Annotated in this window: 10 protein-coding genes; 9 read left to right on the top strand and 1 reads right to left on the bottom strand. The window is 63.8% G+C overall.

The window, feature by feature from the left end; all coding sequences use genetic code 11:
• The 7 genes from murC (at position 1) to lpxC (ending at position 8,015) form a co-directional block, all read left to right on the top strand.
• Complete coding sequence (gene murC, locus BG83_RS0124260) at positions 1 to 1,452, top strand: UDP-N-acetylmuramate--L-alanine ligase (protein WP_024979181.1); 1,452 nt, start codon at positions 1 to 3, stop codon at positions 1,450 to 1,452.
• Complete coding sequence (locus tag BG83_RS0124255; protein WP_024979180.1) at positions 1,449 to 2,444, top strand: D-alanine--D-alanine ligase; 996 nt, start codon at positions 1,449 to 1,451, stop codon at positions 2,442 to 2,444. Before murC ends, BG83_RS0124255 begins: the two co-directional genes overlap by 4 nt.
• A 37-nt stretch (positions 2,445 to 2,481) precedes the next feature.
• Positions 2,482 to 3,393, top strand: a complete 912-nt coding sequence (locus tag BG83_RS0124250; RefSeq protein ID WP_024979179.1) for a cell division protein FtsQ/DivIB — start codon at positions 2,482 to 2,484, stop codon at positions 3,391 to 3,393.
• On the top strand, positions 3,390 to 4,622 hold the full coding sequence (gene ftsA, locus BG83_RS0124245; protein ID WP_024979178.1) for a cell division protein FtsA: 1,233 nt from the start codon (positions 3,390 to 3,392) through the stop codon (positions 4,620 to 4,622). The genes BG83_RS0124250 and ftsA overlap by 4 nt, the downstream gene beginning before the upstream one ends.
• Positions 4,623 to 4,762: 140 nt before the next feature.
• Positions 4,763 to 5,962, top strand: coding sequence for a cell division protein FtsZ (gene ftsZ / locus BG83_RS0124240; protein WP_024979177.1), 1,200 nt, complete (start codon positions 4,763 to 4,765; stop codon positions 5,960 to 5,962).
• 389 nt (positions 5,963 to 6,351) lie between these two features.
• A complete protein-coding gene (locus tag BG83_RS0124235) occupies positions 6,352 to 6,852 on the top strand; it encodes a peroxiredoxin (protein ID WP_024979176.1) in 501 nt (166 codons plus the stop codon).
• Positions 6,853 to 7,097: 245 nt separating this feature from the next.
• Positions 7,098 to 8,015 (top strand): UDP-3-O-acyl-N-acetylglucosamine deacetylase, encoded by a 918-nt coding sequence (gene lpxC, locus BG83_RS0124230; protein WP_024979175.1) that lies wholly within the window; start codon positions 7,098 to 7,100, stop codon positions 8,013 to 8,015.
• Positions 8,016 to 8,064: 49 nt separating this feature from the next.
• Here lpxC and BG83_RS0124225 read toward each other — a convergent pair whose 3' ends face one another.
• On the bottom strand, positions 8,065 to 8,586 hold the full coding sequence (locus BG83_RS0124225; RefSeq protein ID WP_024979174.1) for a DciA family protein: 522 nt from the start codon (positions 8,584 to 8,586) through the stop codon (positions 8,065 to 8,067).
• A 69-nt stretch (positions 8,587 to 8,655) separates the two neighbouring features.
• Between BG83_RS0124225 and BG83_RS0124220 the strand changes: the two genes are divergently transcribed.
• Positions 8,656 to 9,621: a M23 family metallopeptidase gene (locus BG83_RS0124220; RefSeq protein WP_024979173.1), complete on the top strand. Its 966-nt coding sequence runs from the start codon at positions 8,656 to 8,658 to the stop codon at positions 9,619 to 9,621.
• A gap of 248 nt (positions 9,622 to 9,869) precedes the next feature.
• Positions 9,870 to 12,674, top strand: a complete 2,805-nt coding sequence (secA, locus tag BG83_RS0124215) for a preprotein translocase subunit SecA (RefSeq protein ID WP_024979172.1) — start codon at positions 9,870 to 9,872, stop codon at positions 12,672 to 12,674.
• Positions 12,675 to 12,730 lie beyond the last annotated feature (56 nt).

Below are 12,730 nucleotides of genomic sequence, written 5' to 3'. Positions count from 1 at the left end.
ATGAAGCACATCGTCAAGAACATCCATTTTGTAGGCATCGGCGGCGCCGGCATGAGCGGCATCGCCGAGGTGCTGCTGAACCTCGGCTATCGCGTGACGGGCTCGGACCTGGGCAGCAGCGCGACCACGCAGCGCCTCGCAACGCTCGGCGCGACGATCATGCAGGGTCACGCGCCGGAGCACGTAATCGGCGCCAATGCAGTGGTTGTCTCCACCGCCGTGCGCGGCGACAACCCGGAAGTGCTGGCCGCGCGCGCCAAGCGCATCCCCATCGTGCCGCGTGCGGTGATGCTGGCTGAGCTGATGCGCCTGAAGCAGGGCATCGCCATTGCCGGCACGCACGGCAAGACGACGACCACCAGCCTGGTCGCCTCCGTGCTGGCCGAAGGCGGCCTGGACCCGACCTTCGTGATCGGCGGCCGCCTGAACTCGGCCGGCGCCAACGCGCGGCTGGGCACGGGCGATTTCATCGTCGCTGAGGCGGACGAATCCGACGCGTCGTTCCTCAACCTGTTCCCCGTGATCGAGGTCATCACCAATATCGATGCCGATCACATGGATACCTACGGGCACGACTTCGCGCGCCTGAAGCAGGCCTTCATCGAGTTCACGCAACGGCTGCCGTTCTACGGCATTGCCGTGCTGTGCGTGGACGACCCGAACGTGCGCGAAATTCTGCCGTTCGTCTCCAAGCCTGTTGTGCGCTACGGCTTTGCCGAAGATGCGCAAGTGCGTGCCGTCAATGCGCGCGCCGTCGATGGCAGGATGGAATTCACCGTGATCCGCCAGCTCAACGGCCATGCCGAGCCGCCGCTGTCGATCACGCTGAACCTGCCGGGCATGCACAACGTGCAGAACGCGCTGGCCGCCATTGCAATCGCCACCGAACTGGAAGTGCCGGACGAGGCCATCGTCAAGGCGCTGGCCGAGTTCAACGGCGTGGGCCGCCGCTTCCAGCGTTACGGCGAAGTGCCGACCGCTGACGGCAAGGGCCGCTTCACGCTCATCGACGACTACGGCCATCACCCCGTCGAGATGGCCGCCACGCTGGCCGCAGCGCGCGGTGCGTTCCCCGGTCGCCGGCTCGTGCTGTCGTTCCAGCCGCACCGTTTTACGCGCACGCGCGATTGCTTCGAAGATTTTGTGAAGGTGCTCGGCACCGTAGATGCGCTGCTGCTGGCTGAGGTGTACGCCGCCGGTGAGCCGCCCATCGTCGCCGCCGACGGCCGCGCGCTGACGCGTGCGCTGCGCGTGGCCAACAAGATCGAGCCGGTCTTCGTGGAGCAGATCGAAGACATGCCGCAAGCGATTCTGGATGCAGCGCAGGACGGCGACGTGGTGATCACCATGGGTGCGGGATCGATCGGGCAGGTGCCCGGTCAAGTGGTTGCGTTGCAGGCGCAGGCGCGCACGGCAAACGTCGTGGATCTGAACGGAGGCGCCGCAGCATGACGACCGGTCCGTTTGTTCCAAATCCGACGATCGACCCGAAGTCCCTCGGCAAGGTGGGCGTGCTCATGGGCGGCCGGTCCGCCGAGCGCGAAATCTCGCTGATGTCCGGCAACGGCGTGCTGGCTGCGCTGCGCGCGCGCGGCGTCGATGCGCACCCGTTCGACCCGGGCCTGCAGGCCGTGGCCGATCTGGCCAAGCAAGGGTTCGACCGCGTGGTGATCTCGCTGCATGGCCGCTTTGGCGAAGACGGCACGATCCAGGGCCTGCTCGAGCAATTCGGCATTCCGTACACCGGCAGCGGCGTACTCGCGTCTGCGCTGGCGATGGACAAGGAAGCCACCAAGCGCCAATGGCAGACCCACGGCCTGCCCACGCCCGATTTCGTGATGTTGCATGCCGGTGCCGACTGGCAAGCCGTGGCCGACCGCCTTGGCCTGCCGCTGATCGTCAAGCCGGCGCGCGAAGGTTCGTCGATCGGTCTGACCAAGGTCACGAGCGCCGCCGAGCTGCCCGCCGCCTACGAAAAGGCCGCGCGCCTGGACCGCGACGTGATGGCCGAGCAGTTCATCGAAGGCGACGAGCTGACCTGCCCGATCATCGGCGAGGGCGAGAGCGCCACGGCATTGCCGCTCATTCGCATCGTCGCGCCGCAGGCCAACTACGACTACCAGAACAAGTACTTCACCGACGACACGCGCTACGAATGCCCGGCACCGATTCCCGCCGACGTGGCCGCCCGCGTGCAGGCGCTGGTGGTGCAGGCATATCGCGGGCTGGGCTGCCGCGGCTGGGGCCGCGCCGACATCATGCTGCGCAAGTCCGACAACACGCCGTTCCTGCTGGAAATGAACACGTCGCCGGGCATGACTGGCCATTCGCTGGTGCCGATGGGCGCACGCGCTGCTGGTATCAGCTATGAAGATTTCGTGTTGCAACTGGCGGCGAGTGCGTCGCTGGAGCTGCACGCGAGCACCGACTGGAAACCAGAGTAATCAACGCAACGTCAGCGAAACCGGACAACACAACGTTATGTGGCACAACACCCGTCTCCTCAACGCCGTCGCGAGCGCGCTATATGCGCTGCTTGCGCTTGGTGCGTTGGGTGTTGGGGCGGTCTGGCTGATGCAGCGACCGATGTTCCAGCTGCAACAGGTGCGTGTGATGCCGATGGCCGGCAGTGAGTTGCGCCACGTGAATGTGCCTAGCCTGCGCGCCAACGCGCTGGCCAAGCTGCGCGGCAATTTCTTCTCGCTGAATCTGGACGATGCGCGCGCTGCGTTCGAATCCGTGCCGTGGGTGCGACGTGCGAGCGTGCGGCGCGTGTGGCCCAACGGGCTGCTGGTGGAAGTGCAGGAACACGAAGCTCTGGGCACCTGGGGCGGCAATGAGTCCGGCAAGCTGGTCAACACGTATGGCGAAGTCTTCGTGGCCAACTTGGCTGAAGCCGAAGACGACACCGACCTCGTTGCGCTGGCCGGTCCCGAAGGTACTGAACAGGACGTGGTCGACAAGCTGGAGACCATGACCGAGTGGTTCAAGCCGATGAATGTCGAGCCGTTGAGCGTGACCCTTACCGACCGCTACGCCTGGCGCGCGCGGTTGTCCAACGGCACGGTCATCGAGCTGGGCCGCGAACTGAATGACGATGACCGCACAGCGCTGGCCGCGCGTGCCCGCCGTTTTGTGCGTGCGTGGCCCGAGGTGACGAAGCGCTGGGGCGGTCAGATCGAATACGCCGATCTGCGGTATCCGAACGGATTCGCAGTTCGGGCGGCGGGTGTGCGCTTCCTGACCGATGCGCAGGCCGCGGTGCTGGCCAAGGGGGGCAAGTTGCCCGGCACCGCGAATGGCACCAGCGGTGCTGCAAAGCCGAAAGCCACGCTGGGGGGTAAGCCGGCGGCCAACAACAAAGCAACGCGAAGCACAGAGAAAACGCGATGAGCAAGGAATACAAGGATCTTCTGGTCGGGCTGGACATCGGCACCTCCAAGGTGGTGGCGGTGGTGGCCGAGCTGCGTCCTGACGGCGCCTACGAGGTCATCGGCATGGGCCAGACCGAATCGAAGGGGCTGAAAAAGGGCGTGGTCGTCAACATCGAGGCGACCGTCCAGTCGATCCAGAAAGCGCTCGAAGAAGCGGAGCTGATGGCCGACTGCAAGATCAGCGAGGTCTTCACCGGCATCGCGGGCAGCCACATCCGCAGCTTCAACTCGAGCGGCATGGTTGCGATCAAGGACAAGGAAGTCACCTCCACCGACGTGGCGCGCGTGATCGAGACCGCCAAGGCCGTCAACATCCCGACCGATCAGCAGATCCTGCACATCCTCACGCAGGAATTCATCATCGACGGCCAGGAAGACGTGCGCGAGCCGATCGGCATGAGCGGCATCCGGCTTGAGGTGAAGGTGCACATCGTGACGGGCGCCGTCAGCGCAGCGCAGAACATCGTCAAGTGCGTGCGCCGCTGCGGGCTGGAAGTGCATGACCTGATCCTGCAGCCGCTGGCTTCAAGCCTGGCGGTGCTGACCGAAGACGAGAAGGAACTCGGTGTGGTGCTGGTCGACATCGGCAGCGGCACGACCGACATCGCCATCTTCAGTGAAGGTGCGATCCGCCACACGGCCGTGATTCCCATCGCCGGTGACCAGATCACCAACGACATCGCCATGGCTCTGCGCACGCCAACGCCGGATGCAGAAGACATCAAGATCCAGTACGGCATCGCCAAGCAGGTGTTGGCCGATCCGGACGAGATGATCGACGTGCCGGGCGTCGGTGATCGCGGCCCGCGCACGCTCTCGCGCCAGGCGCTGGCCGCTGTGATTGAGCCGCGTGTGGAAGAGCTGTTCTCGCTGGTGCATCAGGTGGTGCGCGAATCCGGTTATGAGGAACTGCTCTCCAGCGGCGTGGTCCTGACTGGCGGTACCGCAATGATGCCGGGCATGGTCGAGCTGGGTGAAGACATGTTCTTGAAGCCCGTACGCGTGGGCGTGCCTGAGTACCGCGGCAATCTGCACGAGGTGGTGAAGAGCCCGCGTTACGCCACGGTGATGGGCTTGCTGCAGGAAGGTCGCGTGCAGCGCGTGCGCGGACGCAAGGTCGTCGTGCAGTCCGGGTCGGCCAAGCAGATCTGGACGCGCATGAAGGAATGGTTCATCGGCAACTTCTAAGCACGTGTGTGCTGGGTGTTGACGATGTGCTCCCTGGGGGGAGCAAGTTGAGTTTCTTGTTTTGATGTTTTTTGTTCAGGAACCAGGAGTTGCGGCGGGGAGGCTGCATCGTCTGGGACTGATCACTTCTGGAGGCAATGATGGACTTCGACATGATTGAAACGGAAATGCAGGACGGCACCATCATCAAGGTGGTCGGCGTCGGCGGCGCGGGCGGTAATGCCGTGCAGCACATGATCAACCGCGGCGTGCAAGGCGTGGAATTCATCTGCATGAACACTGATGCGCAGGCGCTCAAGCGCTCGACCGCATCGCGCGTGCTGCAGCTCGGCAGCACGGGCCTTGGCGCTGGCGCCAAGCCGGAAGTGGGCAAGCACTGCGCAGAGGAAGCCCGCGAGCAGATCGCCGACGCACTGCGCGGCGCGCACATGGTCTTCATCACCGCCGGCATGGGCGGCGGTACGGGCACGGGCGCAGCACCGGTGGTTGCACAGGTCGCCAAAGAAATGGGCATCCTGACCGTGGGCGTGGTGTCCAAGCCGTTCGAATTCGAAGGCGCACGCCGCTCGAAGGTTGGCGAGCACGGCGCGAACGACCTCGAGGGCAACGTCGATTCGCTGATCGTCGTGCTCAACGAAAAGCTCTTCGAAGTCATGGGCGATGATGCCGAGATGGACAAGTGCTTCCAGTGCGCCGACGACGTGCTGCACAACGCGGTTGCCGGCATTGCGGAAATCATCAACGTCGATGGTCTGGTGAACGTCGACTTCGAAGACGTGAAGACCGTGATGGGCGAACAAGGCAAGGCGATGATGGGCACGGCCACCGTGTCCGGCGTCGACCGTGCACGTCTGGCCGCTGAGCAAGCCGTGGCAAGCCCGCTGCTGGAAGGCGTGGACCTGTCGGGTGCGCGCGGCGTGCTGGTCAACATCACGGCCAGCCGCTCGCTGAAGCTGTCCGAGACCAAGGAAGTGATGAACACCATCCGCAGCTATGCCGCGGAAGATGCCACCGTCATTTTCGGTACGGTCTACGACGACGCCATGGGCGACGCACTGCGTGTGACCGTGGTTGCGACGGGCCTGGGCCGCGCTGCTCGCAACAAGCAGCAACAGCAACAGACGATGACGCTGCTGAAGACCGGTACCGACAACCAGCCGGTGGCGTTCGGCGGTAGCGCCGGTCACTCGGTGGCAGCTGCGCCGGACTACAGCAATTTCGACACCCCCGCCGTGTGGCGCAGCTCGCGTGAGTCGGCATCGGCTCACGTGGCAGCACTGCAAGAGAAGGGCGTCGACACGTACGACATTCCGGCATTCCTGCGCAAGCAGGCGGACTGATCGGGCCCGCATTGGTTCGATAGCGCTCGCGCACGTCCGACTGCCTGCGGCACCGCACGCCGCGCGCGGTTCACGGCTCCCCTCCCGTGATCGCCGTTGTGTGATGGCTCGCTGCTCGCAAGTCGACAGCGCTCGACGAACCGGACACAGTCGTTGCCGCCGGGCAGGTTGGCCTCTGGCCGCCTCCCCGGAAGGGTTCACCCCGCCCGGCGGGTGTATCCGTTCGTTGTGCCGCGCGCGGTGCGTTCCGACCCAAGCGGCCTGATGGTGTTGTCTCCCAAGACCGCCCGCGTGATTCGTTCACGCGGGCGGTCTTGTTTTAGGAACGTGCTGCGCGGTCGCGCGGCAAGTTCTATGATCGCGATATCCGCTCACGCTCCTTGACGATCATGATCCAGCCTGGTCAACCGCTTCCCGATGCGACGCTCTACGAGTTCTTTGAACTGGAAAAGGACGGCTGCGCGCTCGGCCCCAATGCTTTTTCCGTCCAGCATCTGGCCGAGGGCAAGACGATCGTCATCTTTGGGCTGCCCGGTGCGTTCACGCCGACCTGTTCGGCGCGTCATGTGCCTGGCTATCTCGCTCACTTCCACGCGCTGCGCGCCAAGGGCGTCGACGAGATCTGGTGTGTGTCCGTCAACGACGCCTTCGTGATGGGCGCCTGGGCTCGCGCGCAAGGCACCGACGACAAAATCCGCATGCTGGGCGACGGCAGCGCAGAGTTCACCAGCAAGCTAGGCCTTGACCAGGACCTCTCCAAGCGCGGCATGGGCGTGCGCTCGCAGCGCTACGCGATGGTCGTGAAGGACGGTGTGGTAACAGCGCTACAGGTGGAAGCGCCCGGCCAGTTCGCCGTCAGCAGCGCCGAATCGATCCTGGCGATACTCTGACGCCACGCCAGCGGTTCCCCCAAATGGCGGAGTACCGCCCGCTATCCCGCCCCGCCTCAAGGCCGACGAGACCGTGGCGCCGAATCTGCGTGCACTGAGGTTGAGCAAAGTGTGGGCACCCCTAACATCCCGATACAAAAGTCGTTTTGAAGGCAGGGACGTGAAAATGGTATGATTAGGGTTATCACCTATGCAGACCGCATAGATAAAAACAATCGTAGAAATTTCGTGAGTTGAGGGCGGCCATGTTGAAACAACGCACCATCAAGTCCCTCGTCAAGACCGTCGGCATCGGGTTGCACTCGGGCCGTAAGGTGACGTTGACGTTGCGCCCGGCAGCCGCAGGCACCGGCATCGTCTTCACACGCGTTGACCTCGACCCGGCCGTCGAGATTCCCGCCACCGCCAGCGCCATCGGCGACACCCGCCTAGCGTCCGTGCTGCAGAAGGACGGCGCCCGTGTGTCGACCGTCGAACATTTGATGTCCGCCTGCGCTGGCCTTGGCATCGACAATCTCTATGTCGACGTGGACGCCGAAGAAATCCCCATCATGGATGGCAGCGCGGCCTCGTTCGTATTTCTGTTGCAATCGGCGGGCATCGAAGAGCAGGGCGCGGCCAAGCAGTTCATCCGTGTGATCAAGCCGGTGGAAATCCGCGAGGGCGACAAGCTTGCCCGCCTCGACCCATACTTCGGCTTCAAGCTGTCGTTCACGATCGAATTCCGCCACCCGGCCGTCGACAAGACCGGCCAGACGTTCGAGATCGACTTTGCCGACACCAGCTACACGCGCGAAATCGCCCGCGCCCGTACGTTCGGTTTCGCGCATGAAGTTGAAATGCTGCGCGAGGTCGGTCTGGCACGCGGCGGCAGTCTCGACAACGCCATCGTGCTCGACGAGCACCGCATGCTGAACAACGACGAACTGCGCTACGGCGATGAGTTCGTCCGTCACAAGATTCTCGATGCGATTGGCGATCTGTATGTGGTCGGCCACCCGCTGATTGCTGCGTACACGGCGCACAAATCGGGCCACGGCCTGAACAACGCGCTGCTGCGCGCGCTGCTGGCCGATGAAACGGCCTACGAGATCGTGACGTTCGACAAGGCGGAAGAGGCGCCGCGCGCGTTCCTGCCCCAGTTGCAACCTGCGTTTTCTTGACCGGCTGACGCGGCCGTCTGCATGAAAGAAGCGCCCCGCGGGGCGCTTTTTATTTGGGCCGTGCGGCAGGCGGAACGTGCCGGGCGATCATTTCCGCCAACGCTTGGCGCAGCGGTGAATCGGGCAGTTCGTTGGCGAGCGCCGCCAGACTGTTGACACCAACTGCCGTCATCTTGGCGCGTTTAGGCGGCTTTTCGGTCTCTTGTGGCCATAAACTGTCGCTCCCGCCCTGCGGTTGTACCCGTACACGAATTGCGGTAATCTGCGATCCCCGGCGCTGCAGACGCTCAAGCAAGGTGGGTACCACCTGCCGTAAGCGCGCCGCAGCTGCACTATGTGCGGCGAGCAACACCAGAGTCGCTTCCCGGCTATCGCGCGCATCGTTCTTGATGCCACCGATCGCCACGCCGCCGCCCAAGCCGGGCGGCAACAGCGACAACACCTCCGCTTCCAACGACGCCAATTGCCTGGCCGCCTGCATCAGCGGGCCGACCGAACCGGCACCCGAGAGCCAGTCCTGGACGGGTTTTGCCACAGGCGTCTTGAGAGCGGGATGAACAAAGATTCGCATGCCGGCATTGTAGGGCGCTTCGTCGCGCTTTCGTGCCGGTGGGCAGCTTTTTTGTCCGGAAAACGAGCGATGCAAATCATCCTGATTCACCCGCGCAAGGCCGGTGCAACGCACCTGTCGCGACGCGGCGTCTTTGTGGCTATCGGCGCGGCGCTGCTGGCCGTGGCGACCCTTTCCGTCGGCGGTACGTGGCTGGCCGCCAAGCAAGGCCTGCTGCCGGGGGCGGCCGCTTCTGCGGTTGCCGGCGCAGACCAGCGTGTCACCCGCGAAAACCTCAACCTGATGGCCGCGCGCATTGGCGAAATGCAGGCGCAGATCGCCCGCCTTGACGCGCTGGGCGCCCGTGTGTCGGGCCTGGCGGGTGTGCAGCCCCGCGAGTTCGATTTCAAATCGCAACCGAGCCGCGGCGGCCCGGAGGGTGCATTCTCTCGGCCGATGTCGATGCCGGAAATTCAGTCCGAGCTGAATCGCCTGACGCGCTCGGCCGACCAACGCAACGATTATCTCAGCGTGCTCGAGAGCACCCTGATGGACCGGCAGATCCACGCCAAGATGATGCCCACCGTGCGCCCGGTGGCCACGGGCTACGATTCTTCGGGCTTTGGCACGCGAATCGATCCGTTCACGGGCCGGCGCACGCAGCATGACGGCGTCGACTTTGTCGGCCCGGTTGGCACGCCCATCGTGGCGGCTGCCGGTGGTGTGGTGGTGGCCAGCGAGTTCCACCACGAATACGGCAACATGATCGATATCGACCACGGCAACGGCCTGAAGACGCGCTATGCGCATGCGTCCAAGGTATTTGTGAAGGTCGGCGACATCGTGAAGGCGGGCGAGCGCATCGCGCTGATCGGCCGTACCGGCCGCGCCACTGGGCCGCATCTGCACTTCGAGGTGCACGTCAACGATGTCCCGCAGAATCCGGTAGCTTTCCTGGAGAACGCCGGCCAGCCCAAGATGGCGGCCAACAAGGCCCCTGCGCCGAAGGTTGCGGCGGCCGATATCGGAAAGAGCATGGCGGCGGCCGGCCATTGATCTAGCGCGGGTTGCAATCGGGGCGCCCGTCCCCAGTTCAGCGTGAGTGTGTAGCCGCCCGGACGGCGTTCGTGCGGCCCTAAAGTGCGGCGTTCCTGCCACATCCGGCGGTTCTGCCGCCATCAAGCGGGTGTTTTGCACATGCTAAACTCCCGCCTTTGCGCCAACCCTTTCTGGGCCGTTGTGCTGCCTGTGTTTCGCGGTCTCTCCGACGCGTTTTCCGGGTGGCTCACCAGCCCTAGCCATCGATGATCACGGGCCTTCTCAAGAAGATTTTCGGCAGCCGTAATGAACGGCTGATCAAACAGTACCGCCGCAAGGTGGCGCAGATCAATGCGCTCGAGCCCAAGTTCGAAGCGCTCTCCGATGCCGAGCTGCAGGCCAAGACCGAAGAATTCCGCCAACGCTTTGCCAAGGGCGAGACGCTCGACGCGCTGTTGCCCGAAGCGTTCGCCGTGTGCCGCGAGGCCAGCAAGCGCGTGATGAAGATGCGGCACTTCGACGTGCAGCTTGTCGGCGGCATGGTCCTGCACGACGGCAAGATCGCTGAAATGCGCACGGGTGAAGGCAAGACGCTGACCGCAACGCTGGCTGTGTATCTGAACGCCATTTCGGGTCAGGGCGTGCACGTGGTGACGGTCAATGATTACCTAGCCCAGCGCGACGCCGAGTGGATGGGCCGCCTGTACAACTGGCTGGGCCTGTCGGTGGGGGTCAACCTGACCACCATGGACCACGACCAGAAGCAGGCCGCCTACGCGTCGGACATCACCTACGGCACCAACAACGAGTTCGGCTTCGACTACCTGCGTGACAACATGGTGTACGACGCCGGCCAGCGCGTGCAGCGTCCGCTGAACTACGCGATCGTCGATGAAGTCGACTCGATCCTGATCGATGAGGCGCGGACCCCGCTGATCATCTCCGGCCAGGCCGAAGACCACACCGACCTGTACCGCCGCATGAACGGCATTCCGGCGCAGCTCACGCGCCAGATCGGTGAAGAGAAGTCGGATGGCACTGGCGTCGAGAAGCCGGGCGACTACTACGTCGACGAAAAATCGCACCAGGTCTACCTGACCGAATCGGGGCACGAGAAAGCCGAGCAGATCATGCTGCAAGCCGGCTTGATCGGCGAGGGCGAATCGCTCTACGCGCCGCAGAACATCACGCTGATGCACCACCTGTACGCCGCCCTGCGTGCGCACAGCCTGTTCTTCCGCGATCAGCACTACGTGGTGCAGAACGGTGAAGTGGTGATCGTCGATGAATTCACGGGCCGGCTGATGGCGGGCCGCCGCTGGTCCGACGGTCTGCATCAGGCCGTGGAAGCCAAGGAAGGCGTGCAGATCCAGCAGGAAAACCAGACGCTGGCGACCATCACCTTCCAGAACTACTTCCGCATGTACAACAAGCTGTCGGGCATGACTGGCACGGCGGACACGGAAGCGTATGAATTCCAGGAGATCTACGGCCTGGAAACCGTGGTGATCCCGACTAACCGCACGCCGCAGCGCAAGGACTTGCAGGATCAGATCTACAAGACCTCGAAGGAGCGCTACGACGCCGTCATTCGCGATATTCGCGATTGCTACGAGCGTGGCCAGCCGGTGCTGGTGGGCACGACGTCCATCGAAAACTCCGAACTGCTGTCGAACCTGCTGGACCAGGCGAAGCTGCCGCACCAGGTGCTCAACGCGAAGCAGCACGAACGCGAAGCCGAGATCATCGCGCAGGCCGGTCGTCCGAAGATGATCACCATTGCCACCAACATGGCTGGCCGTGGTACCGACATCGTGCTGGGCGGCAATGTGGAGAAGCAGTCCGGCTTCGTGATGGCCGACGAGTCGCTCTCCGACGCTGAGAAGGCCTCGCGCGTGAAGACGCTCCAGGACGAATGGCAATCGCTGCACGAGCAGGTGAAGGCCGCCGGCGGTCTGCATATCGTCGGCACCGAGCGCCACGAGTCGCGCCGGATCGACAACCAGTTGCGTGGCCGTGCCGGCCGTCAGGGCGACCCGGGTTCGTCGCGTTTTTATCTGTCGCTGGATGACCAACTGCTGCGCATCTTCGCGGGCGACCGCGTGCGCGCGATCATGGACCGCCTGAAGATGCCCGAAGGCGAGCCGATCGAAGCCGGCATCGTCACGCGCTCGATCGAATCTGCGCAGCGCAAGGTCGAAGGCCGCAACTTCGATATCCGCAAGCAACTGCTGCAGTACGACGATGTCTCCAACGATCAGCGCAAGGAACTCTACAAGCTGCGTAACGAGATTCTCGAAGCGCAGGATGTGGGCGATCTGGTCAAGAACCTGCGCGAGTCCGTGTTCACCGAGCTGTTCCGCACGTACGTGCCGGCCGAGACCATGGAAGAGCAGTGGGATGTCGCCGGCCTGGAAAAGGCTCTGCGCGAGGACTGGGGTGTCGATCAGCCGCTGGTGAAGACGCTGGAAGACGCACAGTCGATCGAAGACGAAGATCTGCTCAAGATGGTGCTGGAGGCCGCTGAAGCAGTGTACGAAGGCAAGGTGGCCCAGGTTGGCCGCGAGTCCTTCGCCGGTTTCGAGCGTTCGGTGATGCTGCAAAGCCTCGATACGCACTGGCGTGAACACCTGGCTGCGCTCGACATGCTGCGCCAGGGCATCCATCTGCGCGGCTATGCACAGAAGGACCCGAAGCAGGAATACAAGCGCGAGTCGTTCGAACTGTTCGGCCGCCTGCTCGATACCATCCGCAACGAGGTCACGCGTATTGTCTTCACGGTGCGTATCCAGTCGCAGGAAGAGCTGGAGCAGGCCTCCGAGCAGATCGAGGAAGATCTTTCCGCGCTGACCAACCTGCAGTACAAGCATGACGAGTTCAGCGAACTGGCCGAAGTGGCTGCGGGTGATGCGGAGATCCACGGCGCTACGCCAGCCATGGCCGCACCGCGTTCGGCGGCATCTGCCGCTGCTGCCGTACTGGCTGGCGAAGTGCCGAAAGTTGGCCGCAACGATCCGTGCCCATGCGGTTCGGGCAAGAAGTACAAGCAGTGCCACGGCAAGCTCGCCTGACGCTGTTTAGACCTGTTTTCTGTTGATTCACGATGCCCGCAATGCGGGCATCCTCA

Origin of the sequence: Ralstonia pickettii (assembly GCF_000607165.1) — a bacterium.
Classification (GTDB): Bacteria; Pseudomonadota; Gammaproteobacteria; order Burkholderiales; family Burkholderiaceae; genus Ralstonia; species Ralstonia holmesii.
This window is presented reverse-complemented; position numbering and strand designations above follow the sequence as displayed.